This is a genomic window from Ornithinimicrobium ciconiae (assembly GCF_007197575.1).
Lineage (GTDB): Bacteria > Actinomycetota > Actinomycetes > Actinomycetales > Dermatophilaceae > Ornithinicoccus > Ornithinicoccus ciconiae.
In genome coordinates this window covers 48,192-72,613 of record NZ_CP041616.1, presented here as the reverse complement: position 1 = coordinate 72,613, position 24,422 = coordinate 48,192, and the positions used below count along the sequence as shown (strand labels likewise).

Below are 24,422 nucleotides of genomic sequence, written 5' to 3'. Positions count from 1 at the left end.
GACGCGGCGGATACCACCAGGATCGGGTGAAGTCTCCGTCTGGGTTGGGTCAAGTCAGCGCGGCCGCGATCATCGCGTGCCCCTGCTCCTCAAAGTCCCTGTCGCCCACCTGGAAGGCCCACACTGCGGTGCCGACCGCCTCGCGGATCCGGGTGCGCCGCCATGCTGCTGGCTCCCGCGGGTCGGAACCGTATCCGCGCAGGAAAGCCGCCTCCAGCGCAGCGTCCCGGGCGAAGTCCAGGGCGGCAAGCCTGGCCAGGTCACTCATCGCAGCACGCAGATCTGCCCGACCGAAGTCGATGATAGACACCCGGCCGTCGTGCACCAGCCAGTTGCGGGGCTGCCAGTCACCGTGCGTCGGCACCAGCACCGTCGGCGGGGTCGGCCAGGAGCGGATCTCCTCGCGCAGTGCCCGGGTCGTGGCGTCGCTGATCCTGTGGGGGGCGTCCAACCACCGCAGCGTCCGGGCGTTAAGGGCGGCCTCCGCGTCGGGGTCGGTGACCGAGGACTGCCCGTGCAGCAGCGCCAGGAGCTGGCCCGCCTGCTCAAAGGTGTCCGGGTCGTCGGCTGCCGGGGTGTCCAGCACGAGACGCCCCGGCAGATAGGTGCTGACCAGCAGCCGGGCCTCCTGGTCCAGGTGCACGGCCCGGGGTGCTCGCTCCCGACGGGTCCAGGGTGCCAGCCACTGCTGGTGCGCGGTGATCTCCCGGTCCATGTGGTGATCGTCAGCGCGGCCGGCCTTGACGATCAATCGCTCGGTCCCGTGCCTGACCTCCAGGACGGCGCGGTGGGCGATCTCCCAGGTGTGGTCCGCCTCGACCACCGCTCCGGGGAGCCAGCTGTCGAGGAGCTCGGCCTGCCGCGTGGAGAGTCGCGCATCGTCGACGAGGTGGGACAGGTGGCCCATCAGGAGTCCGTCAGTTCCGTGAGCGTCTGTCGGGCCAGGACGAGGTCACTCTCGGCACGCTTGCCAGCGCTGACCGCCTCGGTGAGCTTTTCGAGAGCGACGGCGTCCTCGGCGCGGGCCGACTCGAGCTGGGTCTCGAGCTTGTGCACACGCTGCCGCGTGGCATCGCTGCGGTTGCGCGCCGCCTCGACGGCCGCGCGGTGGCGGCCGACCTCGGTCGTGGCCTGCTCGAGAGCGCTCTGGGCCTGCGCCAGCCGGTGCTCGTGCTCCTGCGCGGCTGCCGCCTCGGCGAGGGCAGCGGCACCGTCGTCGGCGTCCTCACCCTCGTCGTCCTCGACGGCCTCCTCGTCGTCGACGGCCTCCTCGTCGTCGATGTCCTGGTCGTCGATGTCCTGGTCGTCGATGTCCTCGGTCTCATCAGCGTCGAGAGTCTCAGGCCCGACGTCCTCGACGTCCCCAAGGCCCTGCTCGACGGCGTCTGCGTCCTCCTCGACTGTGGCCTTTCGTCGCCGTCCGCCGCGCAGTGAGGTCAGCACGACGCCGGTGCTCGTCGTGGCAGTGGCCTCGGACAGGTCGACCTCCCCGAAGCCGGAGTAGCTCAGGGCCCGGGTCAGCGTGCCCGATCGCAGCGCGGTCTCGGCCGCCTCGTCGGCCAGGGCCGCGATGCCCGTGTCCCGCACCTCCGCCTCACCTGCTGCCGTGAGGGTGTGACCCTCAGCCGCGGCGACGTCGGACGCCGTGGTGACGAGTGAGGCGAGGGCGGCGTCGCGGGCGCCGCGCAGGCTGGTGAGCCCGGCCGCATCGAGCGCTGAGGTGGCCTGTCTCAGCCGGGCGCCGAGGTCGGCGAGCTCGTCGATGATCGGCTCGTCCCGGTGCACCACCTGATTGAGCGCCCATGCCGCGACGCTGGGCCGGCGCAGTGCCCCGATCGCGGCTGCGGCCTGCTTCTCACCCTCCGCCTTGGCGGACTTGACCAGAGCGGTCCGGGTGGCGACGAACTCGGCGGGCGGTCCGGCATACAGCTGCGCGGCAGCGGCCCGGACCAGCCGGTCCTCCGCAGTCTCCTCATCCGAACTCACCGGACCAGCCTACGGATCCGGCTCAGCCCGTGGCTGGTGTGCCGGAGGTGACGACGCCTGGTGGCCGACTACAACCTTCTGGGCAGCTGCCGCGTTAGGGACGGTTGACAGGGCAGAGTGACCAGAGGCAGGGAGGTGTCGGGTGCGTCGAGCGCAGGAGGAGTCGTTCGTCGAGTTCGCCATGTCCGTCAAGCCGTGGCTGCTGACCACGGCGTGGATGCTCACCGCCGACCGGCACGGAGCCGAGGATCTGGTGCAGGAGACGCTGATCCGGGTCTACGTGCGGTGGCCGCGCATCGGGAGTCAGCAGCCTGCCGCCTATGCGCGGCGCGTCCTGGCCAACCTGCACACCGATCGCTGGCGACGCACCCGTCGTGAGGTGCTGGTGGACCAGCCCCACGACATACCGGTTGGGTCGCTCGACGCCGAGGTGATCGACGTGGTGCGCGCGCTGCAGGCTCTCGGTTCGCGCGAGCGGGAGAGCGTGGTGCTGCGCCACTACCTGGACCTGTCGGAGAAGCAGACCGCCGAGACGATGGGCGTCAGCGTCGGGGCGGTCAAGGGCTACACCTCGCGCGGCCTGGCGGCCCTGCGAGCTTCGCTCAAGGAGGACGGTCATGTCTGAGCGCGATGTCATGAGGGTGCTGGAGCGGGTGGCGGCGCACACGCCCCCGCTGGACGTGGCGGTGCCGCAGGTGGTGACCCTGGGGCGGCGTCGGGTGCGTCGCCGCCGACTGGTGGTCGGAGGTATGACGGCGGGCGTGCTCGCCGGTGCCCTCTGGTGGAACGCGGGGCTGGGGGACGGGTTGCTTGGCACCGAGGAGCTCTCCCCGGCGAGCGTGACCTGGCAGGTGGACGAGCAGACGACCGTGACGATCCTCGACGGGGTGACCCGGAGGGGTGACGTCGCTCCGCTCACCGTCACCAAGGGACCGCAGGGCTCCTCCGCGACCTTCGTGGTGAACGGTCATGAGGAGACGGTGACCGGGCAGCCGATGGCCGGTGGCGCCGACGTGTTCGTCGGCGAGCGCGCCACCGTGCTGATCTGGCAGACACCGGCCGGCGAGCCGGGCAGCGTGGTCGCTCCGTCCGACCCCGGGATTTCGGGGTGGGCTACGGGGTGGGACACCTTCGACGGAGAGCAGCTGAGCTATTGGTATGGCGTGGGGTCGCCTCGGCTCGTCCCGCAGGACATCGTCTTTCACGACGGCGGGCGGGTCTGGACCGCCGGTGGGCAGATCGCCGAGGTCGTGGAGTTGGTCGACGGCGATGTCGAGCTCACCGGGTTTGAGCTGCCGGACCTGGGCATGATCGGTGTCGCCGACGATGAGACGTTGTATGAGGTGGACACCCTTGTCGGCGTCGGCGGTGACTTTACGGCGGCGAGGCTGCCACAGGACGCGGTGTTCGCCAGGCAGCTGTTCCCTGAAGCTGGTGCCCCAGGCGGGGTCGTGGGCGGCCCGGTGGTGCAGACCCGCGAGCTGGCCACGGCGGACCTCGCGGTCTTTGACTGGGAGCGAGGCGCTGACGCCTCGGGGGTGCAGTGGTCCACCGACGCGCTGACCTGGCACGACCAGGACCTCGATGACCCGGCTGAGGGCGGCGGTGCTGTCGGTCCGGTCGGGGTCGGCGGCAGGGTCGTGGTGCTGGGGGAGACCTATGTCGTGGCAGCTGACGGACAGGGCTGGCCGCAGCTGCTGCATGAGGACGGCAGTGTCTTCCTCTCGGTCGCTGGCTCGGACGGAGGTGCCGTGATGTGGCGCGATGCCTGGTGGCCCTGGGCGCCGCGCAATGTCGTGCACTTTGAGGTGGGGCAGGAGTCGCTGCCGGCCCAGATAGCCGACGACCCCGCGATCCAGGACGTGGTGACCATCTCTGGTCCAGCGGGGGTGGTGACGCTCGGAGCGGTCCCTGCGGACAGGGGCTGACCAGGGCGTTGTGGATGATGGCGGGGACTGTCGGTGCGCTCTCATACACTTGTTCGCATGAGGGTGGAGGGGTTCACACAGCACGGTGCACCGGTCAGCCTGCCCGTGCCGGACATGCTGACCGAGCTGTCGAGTGGAGCGCGCGAGGTCTTTGACGAGGCGGTGGACGGCGGGGACTGGCAGACCGAGGGCGACCTGGTGGGGCAGATCCGTGGCCTGCAGATCGCCGTCGGCTCCGCACAGGCGGCTCAGGTCGTGCGCATCGCCCAGTTCGCTGCCCGCACTCTTGTCGAGACCGACTCCGGACTCGAGCGGATGGACCGCGGAGTGGGTTTCGTGGACGAGTTCGCCTCAGACACCCTGGCGCCCCTGCTGGGCATGTCCCACGGTCCCGCGGCCACCAGGGTGCGCACCGCCGCAAAGCTCGCCGCGGACCTGCCGGTCACGCTGGCCGCCCTTGCAGACGGGGACCTCGACCTGTTCCGCGCCCAGGTGATCGCCGACGAGCTCGCCGACGCCGACCATGACCTGTGCGCAGCGGTGGAGGAGCGACTCTTCCCGTGGGCCAGGACCAAGACCCCCGGACGGATCCGGTCCCGGATTCGCCAGGTGCTGGCCGACCTTGACCCCGAGGCGGTGCGCCAGCGGGCAGCTCGGGCACGGCTCGAGCGTTTTGTCAGCACCCGTGCTTCGCACCTGCCGGGGATGACCCAGTGGATGGCCCAGTTGCCCGCAGCGGAGTCCGCGCAGGCGTGGGCCGCGATCGACGCCCTGGCCCACCAGCACAAGCAGGAGGACCCCGAGGGCAGCATGGACCAGTGCCGCGCTGACGCCCTGCTGGACCTGATCCTGGGAAACGCCACCGTCAGCGCCGTGCTCACCCTGTCCGTCCCCGTCACCGGCACCACCACGGGCACCAGCAGGGCGGGTGGACAGGACGCGGAGCTCCACCCCCTGTCGGACGCCGCCGCGGAGTCTCCGATCGGAGACCCGATGGTGCCCGAGGCCTTCGCCAGTGGGGCCTGCGGGCCAGCCGGGTCGGTGTGGGAGCAGATCTGGCCGCACCTGGCACCCTCTGACCCTGACGGGGTCGGTGTCGAGGTCCCTGGCATCGGTGTCATCCCCGTGCCCATGGTGCTCTCCATGGCGGCTGATCTGGGTGTGTCGATCACCCGGATGCTGATCGACCCGCAGACGGGCACGACCCTGGAGACCCGGGCAACGGGCTACCGGCCACCGGCGGGCATCGCTCGGCTGGTCCGGTTGCGTGATGGCACCTGTCGCTTCCCCAACTGCTCACGCCGAGCGGAGCGTTGCGATCTCGATCATGTCGTGCCGTGGCCCGCCGGCCCGACACAGGCACGCAACCTGATCGCCCTGTGCCGGCATCACCATCGACTGAAGCACTCCACCGCCTGGCGGGCCGAGCTCTGTGCCGACGGGCGGGTCATCTGGACGGACCCCTACGGGGAGCAGTGGGTCACCTATCCCCAGGACCATCGAGAAACCTCGGCCGCCTGACCAGCAGGTTGCGCGGCCGACCCTTCATCCCATCCCAGCGTCACAGCCTGGTTCAGGCAAGGTGCTTGAGCGCCTCGCGTCGACTCAGGGGGCTCAGGACACGGGTCGCGGCATAGTCCAGCACCCATTCGGGATCGGACTTGGCGAACTCGCGCAGGGCCCAGCCGATCGCCTTGCGGATGAAGAACTCCGAGCCGAAGCTGCTCTCCGGCAGGTTCGCATCCAGGCAGTGACGCAGCAGATCGGTGTCGGTGTCTGCCTTGGCCGGCAGCTGACACAGGATCGCCGTCCGACGCACCCACAAATCCGGATCCCGCGCCCATCCCCGCACCACCGGGGTCGCCCCGGCCCGGTCAGCCTGCAGCACCGGCGCGACGTGGTGCGTGGCGATGTCGTCGACGAGGTCCCACCAGGCCCCGGTCCGCGCGAGATAGGCATGCAGCTCCAGGGTGGCCACGTCACGGAAGGCGCGGTAGCGGGAATGGCCGGCCAGAGCGAGGGCCGCATAGCGCTCCTCGCGGAACTCCGCCTCGTCCCACAGGGCGCGGACCGTCGCCTCCCAACGGTCGCGATCTCCAAGGACGTATGCGGGATCCTTGAGGATCGGCTTCAGGGTCGCTCGCAGGACTGGGCTGGTCAGCCCCCGGTAGGGCATCGCCGACTTCATGTAGCGCTGCTGCCCGACGGCACGCTCCGGGGCCGCGGCCGTGGCCAGTGCCTCCCGGACGGCCCCGATGAGCTCGCGCTGACTGCCTACGGTCACGACACCATTACGACACGTAGTCGCGCAGGTGCTGCCCGGTGAGCGTGGAGGCGCCAGCGACCAGATCTGCCGGAGTGCCCTCGAAGACCACCCGGCCTCCGTCGTGACCAGCCCCGGGGCCGAGGTCGATGATCCAGTCGCCGTGGGCCATGACGGCCTGATGGTGCTCGATGACGATGACCGACTTGCCGGAGTCGACCAGACGGTCCAGCAGCGCCAGCAGGTTCTCCACGTCGGCCAGGTGCAGACCGGTGGTGGGCTCGTCGAGGATATAGACATCGCCCTTGTCGCCCATCTGCGCCGCCAGCTTGAGACGCTGCCGCTCACCACCGGAGAGGGTCGTCAACGGTTGACCCAGAGTGACGTAGCCCAGTCCGACATCCTCGAGGCGGACCAGGATCTTGTGCGCCGCGGGGATCCGGGACTCACCCTCGGCAAAGAAGTCCTCTGCCTCGGCGACTGACATCGCCAGCACCTCGCTGATGGTGCGCCCGGCCAGCGTGTAATCCAAGACCGACGCCTGGAAGCGCTTGCCGTCGCACTCATCGCAGGTGGAGGCCACGCCCGCCATCATCGCCAGATCCATGTAGACGACCCCGGCCCCCTTGCACGTCGGGCAAGCGCCCTCGGAGTTGGGGCTGAAGAGGGCGGGCTTGACGCCGTTGGCCTTGGCGAACGCCTTGCGGATCGGCTCGAGCAGCCCGGTGTAGGTCGCGGGGTTGCTCCGCCGTGAGCCCTTGATCGCGGTCTGGTCGATCAGGACCACCCCGTCCTGGCGGGTGAGTGAGCCGTGGATGAGCGAGCTCTTGCCGCTGCCGGCGACCCCGGTGACCACCGTGAGCACCCCCGTCGGCACGTCCACGTCGACATCTCGCAGGTTGTGCCTGGTGGCACCGCGGATCTGCAGGGCGCCGGTGGACTCGCGCACCGAGGCCTTCACGCTCGCCCGGTCATCCAGGTGCCGTCCGGTGAGCGTGTCGCTGGTGCGCAGCCCCTCGACCGTCCCCTCGTAGACCACCTCGCCCCCCTCGGTCCCGGCGCCCGGCCCCAGGTCGATGGCGTGGTCGGCGATCAGGATCGTCTCCGGCTTGTGCTCGACCACCAGGACCGTGTTGCCCTTGTCCCGCAACTGCAGGAGCAGGACGTTCATCCGCTGGATGTCGTGTGGGTGCAGTCCGATGGAGGGCTCGTCAAAGACATAGGTGACGTCGGTGAGCGCGGACCCCAGGTGGCGGATCATCTTGGTGCGCTGTGCCTCGCCACCCGACAACGTCCCGGAGGGGCGATCCAGGGACAGATAACCCAGCCCGATCTCCACGAAGGAGTCCAGGGTCTCGCGCAGACCCTCGAGCAAGGGCGCCACAGAGGGCTCGTCCAGGTCACGGATCCACTCAGCCAGGTCGCTGATCTGCATCTGCGCGGCGTCGGCGATGCTGATGCCCTTGATCTTGGAGGAACGGGCGCCCTCGTTGAGCCGCGTGCCGTCACAGTCGGGGCACGTGGTGAAGGTGATGGCCCGGTCGACGAAGGCCCGGATGTGGGGCTGCATCGCCTCGCGGTCCTTGGACAGGAAGCTTTTCTGGATGCGGGGGATCAACCCCTCGTAGGTGACGTTGATGCCCTCGACCTTGACCCTGGTGGCCTCCTTGTGGAGCAGGTTGGACAGTTCTTTGCTGGTGTAGTCCTTGATCGCCTTGTCGGGGTCGAGGAAGCCGCTGTCCATGAAGATCCGGCCATACCACCCGTCCATGCTGTAGCCCGGGATGGTCAGCGCGCCCTCGCGCAGGGACTTGGTCTCGTCGAAGAGTGCCGTGAGGTCGAAGTCGGTCACCTTGCCGGTTCCCTCGCAGCGCGGACACATCCCGCCGGTGACGCTGAACTCGCGCCGTTCCCTGACCTTCTCGCCACCCTTGTCCAGGGTCACCGCACCGGCGCCGGACATCGACGCGACGTTGAAGGAGAACGCCTTGGCGGAGCCGATGTGGGGCTCCCCGAGCCGGCTGAACAGGATCCGCAGCATCGCGTTGACGTCGGTGGCGGTGCCGACCGTCGAGCGGATATTGGCCCCCATCCGCTCCTGGTCCACGATGATCGCCGTCGTCAACCCCTCGAGGTGGTCGACGTCGGGGCGGGCCAGGCTCGGCATGAAGCCCTGCACGAAGGTGCTGTAGGTCTCGTTGATCAACCGCTGAGACTCCGCGGCGATCGTGCCGAAGACCAGCGAACTCTTCCCCGACCCGGACACGCCCGTCAGGACGGTCAACCGGCGTTTGGGGATCTCGACGCTGATGTCCTTGAGATTGTTCTCCCGGGCACCCCGGACCCGGATCACGTCGTGGGCATCGCTGGCGGCTGTGGTCTCCGGCATAACCCCCGATCCTGCCACCAGAGTCCGACAATCCCGACCGAGAATCTGCGCCGTCGGTCAGTGCCGGGTCTGCAGGCGCCTGCGGCGGTGCGAGAGCACGATCGTGGTCCCCACCACGAGGAGTATGGCGACAATCCCCGCCAGCGCGAGCGGCGAGCCGGCGATCGCGGCCAGCGCCGCGCCCCACATGGCAAAGCCGATGGTGGCATAGAGCAGTCCCCAGGCCACGGCGCCAGGGATCTGCACGATGCTGAACACCACCCACCGGATCCGCAGCATGCCCGCCGCGGCGATGACCAGGGTCTGGAAGCCGACCGTCAGATAGCAGATGGGGATCATCACCAGACCCCACCGCTCGATCGCATCCCGGCCCCGCTGCGGTCCCTCGCCCTGCAGCCAACCGTGCACCGTGGCCCGCCAGCCCTCGACGGGGTGCGTGCGGGCCAGGGCCTGCTCGGTCACCACCCGAGCCAACCAGTAGGTCGCCTGGCCACGGACCATGGCCCCGAGGAAGAGGACCGCCAGGGCGATCCAGAAGGGACCGTCGAGTAGTCCTTCCACTCAGCGTGCCCCGGCTGACCGGGGAGTGGCGGGGTCGGGCTCGCCGGCTGACTCGGCCTCCGCTGCAGCCCACTCTTCGGCCACCCGCTCGGCCTCCAGGCGCTCAGCCTCCGCAGCGTGCTGCTCGTTGAGCCGCTCGATCTCGGCGTTGGCCTCGCGGGCCTCGGTGATCTGCTCGGTGATGTCGGCCACCAGATTCTCGACGGCGGTGAGTCCTTGCGCCGGACCACCGGCCAGCAACCCGTCCATGCCGAGCAGGATCGCGGAGGGCCGACCGGGATTGCCGAAGACGTCGCCAACCTGGTGGCCGACCTCCTCGACGTAGTAGGGCTCCCAGAGCGGCTTGATCTCACGCATGTTCTGGTGGCTGATCGGGTTGAGGACGCGGAAGTCGATCTCCGGCACCGCACCGGCCCACTGCGCGACCTTGTTGCTGATCGTGGTGCACGGGCCGCAGCCCGGGTTGAGCAGCAGGATCACCTGGGCCCGCTCAGCGGCCAGGTCGCGCAGGGAGATCTCCGCGCCACCCTCCTCGAGGCGCACCGGCACGTCGGGGATCGGCAGCCGCAGGTAGTCCTCCTCCGGCTCCGCGAGCTCCTCCTCGGCCACCTCGGTGGTGCCCTCGCGAGCGATCAGGTAGGTCACCGCTGCGGCCACGGCCAGCGCGACCACCCACCACCACCCTGAGCCGAGGGTGCCCATCCGGGCCACGGCCGAGCCGCCGGTCGCCGCGTCCACCACGACCACCAGCGCCACCACGGCGAGCAGGATGTTGCGAGCCAGGGTCCACCTGTCCACGGTGCTGGAGCCGGTGGCGCCGAAGCAGTTGCAGGAAGCTTCCTCACCGGAGGCGACCACCCGCCATACCAGGACCAGGTATGCCGTGAAGAGGGCGAGTCCGACCGCGGCCACCACCAGGCTGAGCGGGTGGGGCAGGGCCAGCAGGAGCAGCGTCAGGGCGATCTCGCCCCACGGGTGCGACCGGATGATCCACGCACGGTTGAGGGCGTCCGGCACCTTGAGTGCGGTGAAGGCCTCGTCGGTGCCCTCGGGGTGGCGGAGCTTGCCGATGCCGCTGGCGATCAGGACCGCCGCGAGCACCAGCCAGGCAGTGAGCAGGGCAGGGGTGTCCACACACCTAGGGTACGTGGGTCCGGCGCATGCCTAGGCTGTCCTGCATGGAGACCGCCGTAGTCCCGCTGCACGTGCTCGACACGGACGTGGACATCGTCGTGTCGGGTGAGGGAGCCACCGAGTTCGCACAGATGGTCGCGGAGCGTTGGCACCTGGCGGTCTCTGAGGTCGCCAGCGCAGCGGGGGAGGAGGCTGGGTCGGAGGAGGCTGGGCCGGAGGGGACCCGGCCGGGGGAGACCGGGCAGGGGGACACCCGGCCGGGGGAGACAGGGAAGGGGGAGACCCGGCAGGACGAGGCGCCAGAGCCTGTGACGGTCACGGTCGAGCTGACCGCATCGGACTCGGGATCGGACACGGGGTCGACGAGCGGGGAGCGCCGACGACTGCAACGGCTGACCCAGCAGGTGACCCGGGCGGTGATCGAGGCCCGCACCGGCGACCTGCTCATGCTGCACGCCGGTGCGCTGTGCCACGCCACGACAGGCGCCGCCGTCGCCTTCGTCGCCCCGGGCGGGACCGGCAAGTCGACGCTGTGCTCGGTCCAGGGGCCGGGTCGTGCCTATCTGACCGACGAGACCGTGGGGATCCGCCGGGATGGCACCATCGCGCCTTATCTGAAACCGATCTCGACCCGCCGACCCGACTGGTCCGGGGTCAAGGACGAGGTGGCTCCTGGTGGCATCGGGTTGAGGCCGCCGACGGTGAGCGCGCAGTTGGCCGGCATCGTGCTGCTGCGACGCGAGGACGGCTGGGTCGGAGCTCCCGAGGTGACGGTGCTCGACACGCTCACGGCACTCACTGAGATCGCCCCCGAGACCTCTGGGTTCAGCAGCACCCACCGACCGCTGACCTGGCTGGCCGAGCTCCTCGAGGAGACCGGCGGTGCACGGCGGGTCAGCTATGCCACCGCGGACCAGCTCGGTCCGCTCGTCGACTCCGTGTGTGGAGCGATCTGATGCGGGTGCGGCGCGCGCCGGTGCTCGACGAGGTCGTGCGGGGCGAGGAGGCGGTGGTCCTCGTCCAGGGACAGATCCTGCGGGTCAGTGCCCTGGCACACAGCGTGCGTGAGCTCACCGCGGACTGGACCGACCTGGGCGACCTGGCCGTGGCGCTCGCGGCACGCCACGGCGAGCCCGAGGGTGACCCGGTGGAGCTGCTGCGCGCGGTCGTGGCTGACCTCGAGGCTGCGGGTCTGGTGGAGACAGAGTCTCCGTCTCAGCCTTGAGCGGCGCGGCGCAGTGCCACCTCGGCATACCAGGCGGCGGCGTCGGGGACGACCACGTCGTCGAACTCTGCGCGCGGTGAGTGGTTGGTCGGGGCGTTGGGATAGTCCTGCGCCGGACACGCGCTGACGAAGAAGTAGGCGCCGGGCACCTTGTTGAGCACGAAGGACATGTCCTCCGAGCCCATCTCCGGAGCCGGCCGGTCGACATACCGCTCGGTGCCGAACAGGTCCTCCACTGCCTGCCGGGCCAGGTCATACTCCGCGAGGTTGTTGATCGTCGCCGGATAGGCCTCGGTCGTCCACATCCGCGCGGTCTGCCCGTGCGCCGCCGCGACGTGCTGCGCGACCCGCTCGATGTTGGCCAGGGCCAGCTCGCGGGTCTCGGCCCGGAAGGTGCGCAGCGTCGCGGACAGCTCGCCGGTGTCCCCGATGATGTTGTCCTTGGTGCCGGCCGCGATGCGCCCGATCGTGAGCACGACGGTGTCGAACGGGTCGAAGCTGCGGCTCAGCATGGTCTGCAGGGCCAGGACGATCTCGCAGAGCACCGGCACCGGGTCCAGCGACAGGTGAGGCTGCGACCCGTGGCCGCCCCTGCCGGTGACCTCCAGGTGGACGGTGTCGGCGGCGGCCATGATCGGCCCGGGATACGAGTACCACTGGCGCAGCGGAAACTCCGCGGAGGAGACGTGCATCGCATACGCCGCATCCACCGGTCGGCCGGCAGCCTCCAGCAGTCCCTCGGCCAGCATCGGCTCCGCACCGCCAGGCCCCTCCTCGGCAGGCTGGAACATCAGCACCACGTCACCGGCCAGCTCGTCACGCAGTCGGTCCAGGATGCGGGCGGCTCCGATGAGCGCGGCCGTGTGCAGATCGTGCCCGCAGGCGTGCATCTGGCCGTGGTGGGTGGACTCGTAGTCGAGATGGGCCAGGTCCTCGGTCACCGGCAGCCCGTCCATGTCACCGCGCAGCAGCACCACGGGCCGGGTCTGCTCACGCCCCGCCGGTGCCGGTGCCCGCCCGCGCAGGACGGCCACCACGGAGGACAGGCTCTCTCCGGTGGTGACCTCCAGGTCCAGGCCGGCCAGCTCGTCCAGGACCTTCTGCTGGGTCAGCGGCAGGTGCAGGCCGAGCTCGGGGATCTGGTGGAGCTCACGCCGCAGGGCGACCAGCTCGGGGCGGAGTTCCTCGGCAATCTCACGGGTGCGCATGGGCACATCCTGGCGCACCGGCCACCGGTGAGGCAGGGCGGGCTACAGAGACAGGGAGGCCTACGGAAAGGGAGGGCCCGGGGCAGGGCGGGACACAGGACTGGGCTGACACGAGAAAGGCACCGGTCGGGCGTCTGCCCGGTCCGGTGCCTTCCTCAGGTGGCGTGTCGAGTGGTGACGCGCCGAAGGGTGTGTGTCAGATGACCCGGCCGTAGCCGGAGACGCCGGAGAACATCTTGCGCTTCTGGACCGGCAGGCCAGGCTTGCCGGAGTCGTAGATGTAGCCGTCGCCGGCATAGATCGCGACGTGGTAGGCCGGGTAGCCCCAGAAGACCAGGTCCCCGGGCTGCGGGTTGCTCACCGGGGTCGCGAAGTTCTGCTGACCGGAGGTGGTGCGGGGCAGGTTGATGCCGAGGCGGCCAAAGACGTACTGGGTGTAGCCGGAGCAGTCGAAGCCGGTGCTGGGGCTCGCGCCGCCGGAGCGGTACATGATGCCGAAGTACTTGCGGCCCTCCGCCAGCACCTCGGCGCCGGTGACATCGCCGCCGCCACCGCCGCCACCGGGGGGCGAGGTGGAGAGCACGGTGCCGGAGATGTACTCGCTGGAGCCCATCTTGAGCCAGCCGTTGCTGGTCAGGCTGCCGGTGAGCTTGGTGCCGCGGCTCTCGCTGCCGACGACCGCGTGGCTGGTGCTGGCACCGGCGCGGACGTTGGCGGCGGTGCTGGCGCTGACATAGCGGGTGACGTCCGTCTCGCCGCCGCCACCGCCGCCGCCGGGGGGCGAGGTGGACAGGACGGTGCCGGAGATGTACTGGCTGGAGCCGATCTTGAGCCAGCCGTTGCTGGTCAGGCTGCCGGTGAGCTTGGTGCCGCGGGCCTTGCTGCCGACGACCGAGTAACTGGTGCCGGCCCCGGCGCGCACGTTGGCGGCGGTGCTGGCGCTGACATAGCGGGTCGTCGTGCCGGTGGACGGGGGCGTCGAGGTCAGCACCGTGCCGGAGATGTACTGGCTGGAGCCGATCTTGAGCCAGCCGTTGCTGGTCCAGGTGCCGGTGAGCGCGGTGCCCTTGGAGCGGCTGCCGACGATCGAGTGGCTGGTGCTGGTGCCCGAGCGCACGTTGACGTTGGTCCGCGCATACTGCGTGGTGTTCTGCGCGGTGTCCGTCGGCTCCATCACGGGCGATGCCGGAGCGACGATCGAGGGTGCCGCAGAGCTGGGCGCCGCGGCGAAGACCGGGGCAGTCACGGCGACAGCGAGGACGGAAGCGCTCACGAAGTGCCGCGGGCGGTTGTCAAGCACACGGCGCAGGGCTGAGGGCTGGGCATGGCGAGGGCGGGGCATGGGCAATCCAATGGTCGGGGGCAAACTGGGGCAAGATCGGGCACTGCAGCAGTTCGGGGGAACTGCGACGAACGGGGCAGCCCGGCGAACGGGCCCCACCAGTGAAGCGAAGGGCCGACGCGATCCGCAAACCCGGTCGCGCGCACTTGTACACCTCCCTGCAGGGGGTGTTGCACGTAATATCCGTGATATTCGTCACATTAGAGATGTAATTCAGCAGGTCAGCCGACGGGTATAGCCACGAGGTTGACCAGAACCAAGATTCTTGGCCGAAACGTGATTTTCGGGGCCTTCGGGCCGGGCCGCGCAGGCGCGACCGATGAGTTGTGCGGTCCTCGATGGTCAGTTCAGGGGCGCGGTGAAGTGACCGTCGCGGCATACTGGAGAAGGATCAGCAAAGGGGCACTGGATGAGCACCTCAGGCACCACCGAGCGCGACGTCAGCGACCGGGTCGACAGCGGGTTGACCCACGACAGCGACGAGTTCATGGAGCGGGCCGACCGGTTCCGGCGCGAGCTGCTGGCGCACTGCTATCGCATGTCCGGCTCGGCTCATGACGCCGAGGACCTGGTGCAGGAGACCTATCTGCGGGCCTGGCGCGCCTACGACAGGTTTGAGGGCCGCTCCTCGATGCGGACGTGGCTCTATCGCATCGCCACCAATGTCTGTCTCACCGCGCTCGAGGGACGGGCGCGGCGGCCGCTGCCGACGGGCCTGGGGCAGCCCAGCTCGGACCCGGACGCTCCGCTGTCCGAGCCGCAGGAGGTGCCGTGGCTCTCACCGCTGCCCGACGCGATGGGCGGCAGCGTCCCTGAGGATGCCGCCGAGCAGCGCGAGAGTGTCCACCTGGCGTTCATCGCGGCCCTGCAACACCTGCCACCGCGCCAGCGTGCCGCCCTCGTCCTGCGTGACGTCCTGCAGTGGCGTGCTGCGGAGGTCGCTGACGCGGTGGGCACCTCGACCGCTGCGGTCAACAGCGCCCTGCAGCGGGCCCGCGCGTCGGTCAAGGCAGCACAGCTGGAGCGCGACCGTGCCCCGCAGGCCCTTGAGCCGGACCAGGAGGAACTGCTCCAGCGCTATGTCCAGGCGTTCTGGGACAAGGACATGGACGCCCTCGTCGGGATGTTCACCGACCGGGCTGTCTGGGAGATGCCGCCCTTCCCGGAGTGGTACACCGGGCCCGAGGCCATCGCCCGGCTCATCGGCACCAAGTGCCCGGGGCAAGTGCACGAGATGATCATGGTGCCGACGGCGGTGAACCACCAGCCCGCGTTCGGGCTCTATATGAAACAGCCCGACGGCTCGTTCGAGCCCTTCCACCTGCAGGTGCTCACCCTCGCGGACGCCCAGGTCTCGCACGTCGGGGCATTCTTCGACACCTCACTGTTCGGGCTGTGCGGGCTGCCGGACTCGCTGCCCGCAGGGTCGCGCGGTCCCGGCAGCCACGTGCGCACCTCACCAGATACGCCGGCCCACGCCCCGGCGCAGCGGAGCCCCGTGCCGTGAGCGCCGCGCCGGCCGGGACCCTGCCCGAGCTGGGGCTGCTGGAGCGGGCGGTGGGTTACACCCGGGTGGCGCTGGCCGCCGCCCCCGGCACGCCGCCGGACAGCCCGACCCCGTGTGCCCAGTGGCCCCTGAGTGACCTGTTGACCCACATGGATGCGTCCCTGCGCACCCTGGACCAGGCGGCGCTCGTGGGTGGGATCATGCTGTTCGACCCGCCGCAGACCCAGCACCGTGAGCTGGGGGTGCGCGAGCAGGTGCGGCTGCTGAGCGCGCGGGCCTGCGATCTGCTGGACTCGTGGCTGGGTGGGCAGGCACCTGCGGTCTTCCGCATCGGCGGTTCCGAGCTGCAGGCTGGGCTGCTGGCGTCGTCCGGGGCCCTGGAGATCACCGTCCACGGCTGGGACGTGGCGCGCGCCTGCGACCTGGACCACCCGATCCCGGCGGCCCTGGCAGAGGACCTGCTCAGTTACGCACCCCTGCTCGTCACCGACACCGACCGGCCACACCGCTTTGGTATGCCGATCCCCACCGGGTCGGACGCCTCGCCCCAGGAGGAGCTGCTGGCCCTGCTGGGTCGCAGGATCTGAGGTCGTCGGCGTCGAGGCGTTCCGCTGCCACTCCAGCGCGTGCGAGGGTCGCCGACCACCCACGTCGGGCCGCCCCCGATCGTCCGGCCCCTGCAAGGATGAAGCCCATGCCGTTGCTCACCGCCGTCTCGGTGCTCCTCAACGCACTGCTGCTGGGGCTGGTCTCCCGGCGGCTGCTGGGAGTGCCCGTCGGCTGGGTGCGCACCCTGGTCCTCAGCGTGATCCTGGCCTCCGCCGGCCTGGCCGTCATGTCGGACGTCGGGACGCGGCTCGGGGTGCTCACCGACGCCAACGAGGTGGTGCCGGGCCACGAGGCACTCGCCGCGGCCACTCTCAGCCTGATCCTGGCCTGGGGCATCGCCCTGGGTCTGGGGGTCCTGGTGATCCTCGAGGCCCTGGTGCCCACCGGGACCGTGCCGAGCGTCACCCGTTTCCTGCGGGACCTGCCCGCCCGGCGGCGACGGACCAGGCGTTACAGCCGCATCGTCGCGCTGGCAGTCCGGCACGGACTGGGCGGCTTCCTGTCCAGCCGCGCGCGCACCGACCTCGGGGACCAGGCTCCGCAGGTGGCGCGCTCGCTGCGGGAGGCGATGACCGAGGCGGGCGTCACCTACGTCAAGCTCGGGCAGATGATCGCCACCCGACCGGACCTGGTGGGCGAGGCCTTCGCGCGCGAGCTCAGCCAGCTGCAGTCGGAGGTGCCCGCAGAGCCGTGGGAGGTGGTCCGCGCGACGCTGACCACCGAGCTCGGTCGTGCGCCGGAGGAGGTCTTCGCGCAGATCGAGCAGACCCCGCTGGCGGGAGCCTCCGTCGGCCAGGTGCACCGTGCCAGGCTCACGGACGGCTCGCCGGTCGTGGTCAAGGTGCAGCGCAGCGACGCCCGGGCGCAGGTCCGGGACGACCTCGACATCGTGCTGCGTCTAGCCTCCTGGCTGGACCGGGTCACCGACTGGGGACACTCCCTGGACGTGCGCACCCTGGCGGAGGGTTTCGCGGCCAGCCTCTCCGAGGAACTCGACTACCGCACCGAGCTGGCCAACATGCGCGCCCTCACCACCACCGCCACCGGTGCGGGATCGTCCCGCGAGGAACGGGCCACCGGTCAGGAGGTCACGGTCCGGGTGCCCACGGCCTACGAGCAGTGGTCCGGCGCCCGGGTGCTGGTGATGGAGGAGGTGCAGGGGCGGCCGGTCTCCCGGGCCCGCCACGACCTCGACCGTATGCCGGACCGTCAGCGTGCAGTCCTCGCCGAGGCACTGCTGGGGTCGGTGCTGAGGCAGGTGGTAGAGACCGGGGTGTTCCATGCGGACCTGCACGCCGGCAACGTCTTCCTCGGCGACGACGGGAGCCTGGTGCTGATCGACCTCGGCTCGGTGGGGCGTCTGGACACCGCTGCCCGCGCGGGCATCGGGTGCCTGCTGCTGGCGGTTGACCGAGGTGACTCGATCGCCGCCACCGACGCCCTGCTGGAGGTGCTCGACCGCGGACCCCACCTGGATGACCATCGCCTCGAGCGGGAGCTCGGCACGCTGATCACCCGTGCGGCGTCGCTGGCGGGCACCGGCTCCGGAGGGCTGTTCGCCGATCTGCTCTCGCTCGTGGTCCGGCACGGGCTGTCCGTGCCGCCGCAGGTGGCCGCGGTCTTCCGGTCCCTTGGTGCGCTGGAGGGCACCCTGCGCCAGATCGACCCCGGCCTTGACCTGGTCGGTGCCAGCCGCGCCGCAGGGCGCGATCTCGCGCGTGACCGGTTCGCGCCCGAGGCGCTGCGCGCCACCCTCGAGGAGGAGCTTGCGAGGATGCTGCCGATGCTCCAGCGGCTGCCTCGTCGGGTCGATGCCCTTGCCCAGTCGCTGCAGCGGGGTGAGCTGTCGGTCAACGTCCGGCTGCTGGCCGACGCCCGTGACCGCTCCTTCGTCACCGGTCTGATCCAGCAGCTGACGGTGACTCTGCTGGCGGCCGCCTGCGCCATCGCCGGCATCATGCTGGTCACCAGCGACACCGGCCCGGCCCTGGCTCCGGACCTGCCGCTCTACACCCTGCTCGGTGCCACCCTGTTCCTCTTCGCCTTCGTCCTGGCGGCGCGGGCCCTGGTGCTGGTCTTCCGGCATACGGCGCCTCCGGATCGGGAGCACCGCCGGTCCTGACGGTGCCGTGCGCGACCTGACCACCTCGGGTGCGGGACGGGAGGTGCGGGTGCCGATCGGGTCCGCCCCTGAAACACTGACGCCATGAGCGATGAGCAGACCACTCCCGCGACCCAGCCCGGCGACGCCTCCGCTGAGCCGCCGCCCTCGGCCGACGGGACCACGACCCTGCTGATCCTGGGCGCCTCCGGCGACCTGACCGGTCGGCTGCTGCTGCCCGGCCTGGGATCGCTGCTGGCCGTCGAGACGGGGTCTCACGTGCGGGTCGTGGGAGCGGACCGGGTCGACATGAGCCAGCAGGAGTGGGTGCAGACAGTCACGACGGCCTTTGCCTCCGTCGATGCACCGGCCGAGATCATCGAGGCGGCGTGCGCGGACACCGAGTACGTCAAGGTCGACCTGCTCGAACCCGACCAGCTCGACGCGCTGCTCACCAAGGTCGGCGACCCCGTGGTCCTCTACTTTGCGCTGCCGCCGGCGATCAGCGTCTCGGTGTGCCAGCTGCTGGAGCAGCGGGGCGTGTCCGACCAGACCCGGCTCGCCCTGGAGAAGCCGTTCGGCACCGACCTCGAGTCGGCCAAGGCACTGAACGTGCAGCTGCTCAAGGTGGTCGACGAGAACCGCATCTACCGGGTCGACCACTTTCTGGGCCGGAGCACGGTGCTGAACCTGCTCGGTGTCCGCTTCGCCAACCGTGTGCTCCAGCCGGTCTGGAGCTCCGAGCACATCGATCGGGTCGTCATCGCCTATGACGAGACGCTGGCCCTGGAGGAGCGCGCGGGCTACTACGACAAGGCCGGGGCCCTGGTCGACATGATCCAGTCCCACCTGCTCCAGGTTTTGGCGTTCTTCGCCATGGAGGCGCCGGCGTCGCTGCACGAGGACGAGGTCCGCTCGCTCAAGGCGCAGGTGCTTCGCGCCACGTCGGTGTGGGGCGATGACCCGGTCACCGCGTCTCGCCGGGCCCGCTACACCGCTGGCACGATCGGGGAGCGGACGGTCCCTGACTATGTGGCCGAGGAGGGGGTCGACCCTGAGCTGGACACCGAGACCCTCGCCGAGGTGATCCTCCGCATCGACAACTCCCGCTGGCGCGGCACGCCGTTCATCCTGCGCAGCGGCAAGGCGCTGGGGTCAGCCTGCAAGCGCATCGAGGTCTACTTCAAGCCGCCGGCCCATGTCCCGACCGGGCTGAAGGGCACGGATGCCCCGGACTGCCTGGTCCTGGAGCTCAAGCCTGCCGAGATGATCCTGTCCCTGACCGTCAACGCCGAGGGCGACCCGTTCGACCTGGAGCAGAAGGAGCTGCACGCCACCCTGGGCGACTCGCGGATGCTGCCCTACGGCGAGGTCCTGGACCGGGTCCTGGACGCCGACCCGTTGCTGTCCATCCGGGGTGACGTCGCCGAGGACTCCTGGCGCATCGTCGAGCCGATCCTGTCCGCCTGGCGCGCCGGCCAGGTGCCGATGCAGGAGTATGCCGCGGGTTCCGCCGGTCCGGACGGGTGGGGGAGCGTCCCCGGGATCGACGAGGGCTGAACCGCCTCGACGTCGCGGACCAGGTCCGGATGGGGGTGCTCGTCCGGCGTTCCTCGCCCGCGGCGTGCCTGGGGGGTAAGTGACGGTTGTGGAGAGGATGACAGTTGACTGATCTGTGGGGCGCGATGCACCGTGCCCGTCGCGAGCTGGCTGAGGATCTCGCGTCTCTCAGCGAGGAGGACTGGCGCCGGGACAGCCTGTGCGAGGGCTGGGACATCGAGCACGTCGTCGCCCACCTGACGGCCGCTGCCAGCGTGGGACCGGTCGCGTGGGTGCGCAGCATCGTGCTGTCCGGGTTCCGGCCGGCGGTCCACAACGAGCGACGCCTGCGTGAGCACCTGGGGACCACGCCCTCGGCCGCGCTGGACAACTTCCGGGCGGTGATCACCTCGACGGTGGCCCCCTCGAGTCACACCGCTGCCTACCTGGGTGAGGTCCTCGTGCACAGCGAGGACATCCGCCGGCCACTTGGACTCGCTCCCTCCACGGATGTCGCGGCCGCCACCGCGGTCGCGGAGTTCTATGTCCGACAGAACTTCACCGTGCAGAGCAAGTCAGCAGCAGCGGGGCTGTCCCTGCGCGCCACGGACGGCCCGTTCCTTTCGGGTGAGGGGCCGGAGGCGTCGGACCGACGCTCGCCCTGGTGATGATGATGGCGGGCCGGTGCCCTGATCAGCTCGGGCCCGGCCCACTCGCCTGACCCGGGGACGCCGACGCGACCACGCGGTGTCCAGCCGCTCTAGCTGCAGAGTGGCTGGCAGTTCGCCGGGCAGCATCCCGACCCGTCGGCATATCTGCAGGTCAGCGGGGTGGGCCGTGGTGAGCGTCGCCGAACTGCCAGCGCTAATGGTCGGGCACGGGTGGCCGTCGTCTGCCAGCGCAACGGTCGGGCACGGGCGGCCGTCGTCTGCCAGCGCAACGGTCGGGCACGGGCGGCCGTCGTCTGCCAGCGCAACGGTCGGGCACGGGCGGGCCCTCGTCGGTCAGCGCGAGCCGGAGCGTGGCACCGCGGTGCGGTCGGGTGCCGGGCTGGTTGCAGAGTGGCTGGCAGTTCGCCGGGCAACGTCCCGGTCGCTCGACATATCTGCAGGTCAGCGGGGTGGGCCGCGGTGGCCGTTGCCGAACTGCCAGCGCAAATGGTCGGGCACGGGCGGCTCTCGCCAGTCAGCGCGAGCCGGAGCCGATGGGCACCGCACCGGTCGGGCCCGGCGGCCGTCGTGCGAGACCGCTCGACCTTTCACTCATCGCAGACCCCACGTGGGTCAAGCCCGTGCGGCAGCGCGGCGAGCCCGACGCTCGAGCCATCCCTCGACCAGGCGATACAGCACCGGGACGAGGAGCAGGGTCAGGGCCGTCGAGCTGATCAGGCCGCCGATCACGACCAGGGCCAGCGGCTGGGAGATGAACGCTCCACCGCCAGTGATGGACAGCGCCATCGGCGTCAGCGCACCGATGGTGGCCAGCGCTGTCATGACGATCGGGCGGAACCGGTGCCGGGCACCCTCGATGAGGGCGTCGTGCACGGAGTGGCCGCGGCGGCGATACTGATTGACCAGGTCGATCAGCACGATTGCGTTGGTGACCACGATGCCGACCAGCATCAGCATGCCGATCATCGCGGCCACGTCCAGCGGGGTGTCGGTGAGCAGGAGCATCGCCAGTGATCCGGTCGCCGCAAAGGGCACCGACACCATCAGCAGCAGGGGCTGCACCAGGCTGTTGAAGGTCGCCACCATCACCAGATAGACGATGGCGATCGCGGCGAGCAGGGCCAACCCCAGGCTGGCGAACGCGTCGGCCTGCTCGGCGCTGACACCCCGGATCTCGGCACGCACTCCGTCGGGCAGGCTCAACCCGTCGAGTCCTTCCTGGACCTCGGCGGTCAGGGCACCGAGGTCGTCCCCGGTCGCCGCCGCGGTGATGGTCGCGCTGCGGAGGCCGTCGATGCGGGTGATCCGGACCTGTTGGTCGACGCGCTCGAGGGTGGCCACGTCCGAGAGGGTGATCGCACCCTCTGGGCCGCTCGCGACGGGCAGGTCGGCCAGGGCCGACAGGTCCGCCGGTGCCTCGCCCTGGTGGACCACCACCGACGTCGGTGCCGTCCCCAGCGTCACCCGACCCACGGTGCTGCCGCCCATCGCGGCCGCGACGGTCTGCCCGATCTGGGACTCCGTCACCCCCGCCTCGGCGGCTGCGGCGCGGTCCACGGTGACATCCAGTCCGGGCACCGTGTCGGTGAGGTTGTTGGTGACGTCCTCGGCACCGATCTGCGTCAGCACCCCCGCGACGTCGTCGGCCGTGGCCGCCAGGTCGTCCCGGTCCTGACCGGTGACCACGACCTCAAGGTGGGTGGCGCCGGGGGCGGCGTTCGCGGAGGAGGCCGTGAGGTTGGCTCCCTCCGGGGTGGGTGCGTCGGCCTTCAGCAGCGCACTGAACGCGTCCCCGTCGGTGCCCTCCGCCAGGGTGACGGCCAGGGAGGAGGTGTTGGCGGCGCTGCCCAGGAAGACTGCCTCGATGCCGCCGGTGGAACCGACAGTGGCCTGGTAGGACTCGACCTCGTCACGCGCGAGCAGCCAGTCCTCCAGGTCCTGGCTGGCCGTGTTGGTCTGCTCCAGCGTGCTGCCCGAGGGCAGCGACAGCGTCACGGTGAGGCTGTCAGCGCCGGAGTCGCCGATGAAGTCCGTCTTGAGCTGGGTGGCGGCCGCTCCGGTGCCGGCCAGGATGGCCAGCGCCAGGAGCAGGGACCAGACCGGGTGGGCCAGGGCAGGACGCAGGACGGTGAGGTAGCCGCGCTGGAGCCGGTCGGGAGCGTCCGCCTCCAGCAGGGGAGCCGGGTGGCCCTCGCGGCCCGGGGCCTCTGCGGGCATCTCCTCGGCCGGTGCGTCGCTGTCGGGCTCCACCCGCCCGCTGTCCTCGGCCGCACGCTCCTGGACGGCACCCGGCTCTTCCGCCCCACGTCCGAGCAACCAGTAGCCCAGCACCGGGATGATCGTCAGCGCGACCAGCAGCGAGGCGCCCATGGCGATGGCGATGGTCAGCGCGAACGGACGGAACAGCTCGCCCACCTGCCCGCCGACGAAGGCCATCGGCAGGAAGACCGCCACCGTGGAGACCGTCGCCGAGGTGATCGCCCCCGCGACCTCGCGCACCGCCCGCAGGATCGCGGTGATCCGTGGCTCACCGAGACGGCTGTGGCGCTTGATGTTCTCGATCACCACGATCGAGTCGTCGACGACGCGACCGATGGAGATCGTCAGGGCGCCCAGCGTGAGGATGTTGAGGGAGTATCCCGCCGCCTGCAGGCCCAGCAGTGCGATCAGCAGCGACAACGGGATGCTGATGGCGGTGACCAGCGTCAGCCGCAGCGACAGCAGGAACAGCAGCACCACGACGATCGCGAAGACCAGGCCCAGCAGGCCCTCGGTGGTCAGACCCTCGATCGACTGCTCGATGAAGGGGGCCTGGTCAAAGATGATCTGCAGCTGGCCACCACCGAGCTGCTCCTCGAGCTCGGGCGTGATCTCGGTGAGCGCATGCGAGATGTTGACCGCGTTGCCGTCGGGAGTCTTGGTGATGGATAGGCCGACGCTCGGCTCGCCATTGGTCCGGGTGTATGCCGTGGCGTCCTGCTCGGTCAGCTCCACCTGTGCCACATCGCCCAGGGTGAGCGGCGGCCCAGGTGCGGCCGGGACCGCACCCTCGGCGGGCAATCCACCCTCAGCCGGGACCTCGCCCTCGGCGGGCAACTCACCCTCAGCCAGGACCTCGCCCTCGGCCGGGACCTCGCCCTCAGCCGGAACCTCGCCCGCGGCGGGGATGTCACTCGCGGGCGGCAGGCCAGGCACGCTGGGCGCGACCAGTGGCAGGGCGCGCAGCTCCTCGACGTCGGTGAGTCTGGTGCCGACGGTGACCAGCAACTCCTCACCGTCGTCGGTGATCGTTCCCGCGGGCACCAGCACGCCGTTGGCCTGGAGCAGCTGTGCGACCGTCGCCCCGCTGACTCCGGCCTCCGCCGCAGCAGCCGGGTCGAGGTCGATCCGCACGATCTGGTCGGAGATCCCGGTGAGCTGGACATCCCGGACCCCGTCGAGGTCCTCCAGCTCCGGGATGACGACATTGCGCAGCCGTTGGAGCAGGTCGTCCGGGCTGTCCCCACCGGTGGCGGACAGCTGGATGATGGGGAAGTCATCGATGTTGCCCGCGACGATCTGAGGATCGGCGCCCTCGGGCAGCCCCGGGAGGCCGAGGACCGAGCGCTGCAGATCCGTCTGGGCGGCGCCCAGGTCCGTGCCGTAGTCGAGCTCGATGGTCACCACCGAGAACCCTTCCATCGACTGGGACTGCACCTCGACCACGCTGTCCAGACCCTGGGCCGCAGTCTCGATGCGGTCGCTGACCTGCTCCTCGACGACCGCGGCGCTCGCGTCCGGGACCGGGGTGGCCACCGCCAGGATGGGGAACTGCAATGAGGGAAACAGTTCGCGGGGCAGCGAACTCATCGCGTTGAGACCAAAGAAGATCGCAAACAGGGTGGTCAGGGCGATCAGCGCGCGGTTGTGCACGCTGAACCTGGTCAGCTTCGTCATGGAGTGGGTTCCCTCACCGGTTC

At 70.3% G+C, this 24,422-nt stretch carries 19 protein-coding genes; 10 read left to right on the top strand and 9 right to left on the bottom strand.

Annotation, left to right across the window (positions count from 1 at the left end):
- Nucleotides 1–49: 49 nt before the first annotated feature.
- Both FNH13_RS00305 and FNH13_RS00300 read right to left on the bottom strand, forming a co-directional pair.
- A complete protein-coding gene (locus FNH13_RS00305; protein WP_143781609.1) occupies nucleotides 50–907 on the bottom strand; it encodes a protein kinase family protein in 858 nt (285 codons plus the stop codon).
- The gene (locus FNH13_RS00300; protein WP_143781608.1) at nucleotides 907–1,986 is read right to left on the bottom strand and encodes a hypothetical protein; all 1,080 of its coding nucleotides are present in this window, start codon (nucleotides 1,984–1,986) and stop codon (nucleotides 907–909) included. Before FNH13_RS00300 ends, FNH13_RS00305 begins: the two co-directional genes overlap by 1 nt.
- Nucleotides 1,987–2,128: 142 nt before the next feature.
- On the opposite strand from FNH13_RS00300, the gene FNH13_RS00295 reads away from it, so the two are divergent.
- The 3 genes from FNH13_RS00295 to FNH13_RS00285 are packed head-to-tail and all read left to right on the top strand — an operon-like array spanning nucleotide 2,129 to nucleotide 5,435.
- Complete coding sequence (locus FNH13_RS00295; RefSeq protein WP_143781607.1) at nucleotides 2,129–2,611, top strand: SigE family RNA polymerase sigma factor; 483 nt, start codon at nucleotides 2,129–2,131, stop codon at nucleotides 2,609–2,611.
- The gene (locus FNH13_RS00290; protein WP_143781606.1) at nucleotides 2,604–3,914 is read left to right on the top strand and encodes a hypothetical protein; all 1,311 of its coding nucleotides are present in this window, start codon (nucleotides 2,604–2,606) and stop codon (nucleotides 3,912–3,914) included. Before FNH13_RS00295 ends, FNH13_RS00290 begins: the two co-directional genes overlap by 8 nt.
- A 57-nt stretch (nucleotides 3,915–3,971) precedes the next feature.
- On the top strand, nucleotides 3,972–5,435 hold the full coding sequence (locus tag FNH13_RS00285) for an HNH endonuclease signature motif containing protein (RefSeq protein WP_143781605.1): 1,464 nt from the start codon (nucleotides 3,972–3,974) through the stop codon (nucleotides 5,433–5,435).
- A 52-nt stretch (nucleotides 5,436–5,487) separates the two neighbouring features.
- On the opposite strand, the gene FNH13_RS00280 is transcribed toward FNH13_RS00285, so the two are convergent.
- From FNH13_RS00280 to FNH13_RS00265, 4 genes are read right to left on the bottom strand one after another with little or no spacing between them, the layout of a single operon-like run.
- Nucleotides 5,488–6,198, bottom strand: a complete 711-nt coding sequence (locus tag FNH13_RS00280) for a DNA alkylation repair protein (protein ID WP_143781604.1) — start codon at nucleotides 6,196–6,198, stop codon at nucleotides 5,488–5,490.
- Between the two features lie 7 nt (nucleotides 6,199–6,205).
- Nucleotides 6,206–8,566, bottom strand: a complete 2,361-nt coding sequence (locus FNH13_RS00275; protein WP_143781603.1) for an ATP-binding cassette domain-containing protein — start codon at nucleotides 8,564–8,566, stop codon at nucleotides 6,206–6,208.
- 57 nt (nucleotides 8,567–8,623) lie between these two features.
- Nucleotides 8,624–9,127, bottom strand: a complete 504-nt coding sequence (locus FNH13_RS00270; RefSeq protein WP_143781602.1) for a DedA family protein — start codon at nucleotides 9,125–9,127, stop codon at nucleotides 8,624–8,626.
- Nucleotides 9,128–10,261, bottom strand: coding sequence for a MauE/DoxX family redox-associated membrane protein (locus tag FNH13_RS00265; protein WP_143781601.1), 1,134 nt, complete (start codon nucleotides 10,259–10,261; stop codon nucleotides 9,128–9,130).
- 44 nt (nucleotides 10,262–10,305) lie between these two features.
- Between FNH13_RS00265 and FNH13_RS00260 the strand changes: the two genes are divergently transcribed.
- Both FNH13_RS00260 and FNH13_RS00255 read left to right on the top strand, forming a co-directional pair.
- Nucleotides 10,306–11,217 (top strand): hypothetical protein, encoded by a 912-nt coding sequence (locus FNH13_RS00260; protein WP_143781600.1) that lies wholly within the window; start codon nucleotides 10,306–10,308, stop codon nucleotides 11,215–11,217.
- Complete coding sequence (locus FNH13_RS00255) at nucleotides 11,217–11,486, top strand: hypothetical protein (RefSeq protein ID WP_143781599.1); 270 nt, start codon at nucleotides 11,217–11,219, stop codon at nucleotides 11,484–11,486. The genes FNH13_RS00260 and FNH13_RS00255 overlap by 1 nt, the downstream gene beginning before the upstream one ends.
- On the opposite strand, the gene FNH13_RS00250 is transcribed toward FNH13_RS00255, so the two are convergent.
- Nucleotides 11,477–12,694, bottom strand: coding sequence for a M20 metallopeptidase family protein (locus tag FNH13_RS00250; protein ID WP_143781598.1), 1,218 nt, complete (start codon nucleotides 12,692–12,694; stop codon nucleotides 11,477–11,479). The two genes, FNH13_RS00255 and FNH13_RS00250, sit on opposite strands and share 10 nt — an antisense overlap.
- 196 nt (nucleotides 12,695–12,890) lie before the next feature.
- Nucleotides 12,891–13,994 (bottom strand): C40 family peptidase, encoded by a 1,104-nt coding sequence (locus FNH13_RS00245; RefSeq protein WP_143781597.1) that lies wholly within the window; start codon nucleotides 13,992–13,994, stop codon nucleotides 12,891–12,893.
- Nucleotides 13,995–14,445: 451 nt separating this feature from the next.
- Here FNH13_RS00245 and FNH13_RS00240 point away from each other — a divergent pair, with 451 nt between their 5' ends.
- From FNH13_RS00240 to FNH13_RS00220, 5 genes are all read left to right on the top strand, one after another.
- Complete coding sequence (locus FNH13_RS00240) at nucleotides 14,446–15,543, top strand: sigma-70 family RNA polymerase sigma factor (protein WP_143781596.1); 1,098 nt, start codon at nucleotides 14,446–14,448, stop codon at nucleotides 15,541–15,543.
- Entirely contained in the window at nucleotides 15,540–16,130 is a 591-nt protein-coding gene (locus FNH13_RS00235) for a TIGR03086 family metal-binding protein (protein ID WP_143781595.1), read from the top strand. Before FNH13_RS00240 ends, FNH13_RS00235 begins: the two co-directional genes overlap by 4 nt.
- Nucleotides 16,131–16,237: 107 nt before the next feature.
- Complete coding sequence (locus FNH13_RS00230; RefSeq protein WP_143781594.1) at nucleotides 16,238–18,274, top strand: ABC1 kinase family protein; 2,037 nt, start codon at nucleotides 16,238–16,240, stop codon at nucleotides 18,272–18,274.
- 84 nt (nucleotides 18,275–18,358) lie between these two features.
- Nucleotides 18,359–19,813, top strand: a complete 1,455-nt coding sequence (locus FNH13_RS00225; protein ID WP_143781593.1) for a glucose-6-phosphate dehydrogenase — start codon at nucleotides 18,359–18,361, stop codon at nucleotides 19,811–19,813.
- Nucleotides 19,814–19,917: 104 nt separating this feature from the next.
- Nucleotides 19,918–20,460 carry a maleylpyruvate isomerase family mycothiol-dependent enzyme gene (locus FNH13_RS00220; protein WP_202878835.1) on the top strand — a complete coding sequence of 181 codons (543 nt, stop codon included), beginning with the start codon at nucleotides 19,918–19,920 and terminating at the stop codon, nucleotides 20,458–20,460.
- Nucleotides 20,461–21,075: 615 nt separating this feature from the next.
- Here the strand turns inward: FNH13_RS00220 and FNH13_RS00215 are convergent.
- Complete coding sequence (locus FNH13_RS00215) at nucleotides 21,076–24,399, bottom strand: efflux RND transporter permease subunit (RefSeq protein ID WP_143781592.1); 3,324 nt, start codon at nucleotides 24,397–24,399, stop codon at nucleotides 21,076–21,078.
- Nucleotides 24,400–24,422: the final 23 nt, after the last annotated feature.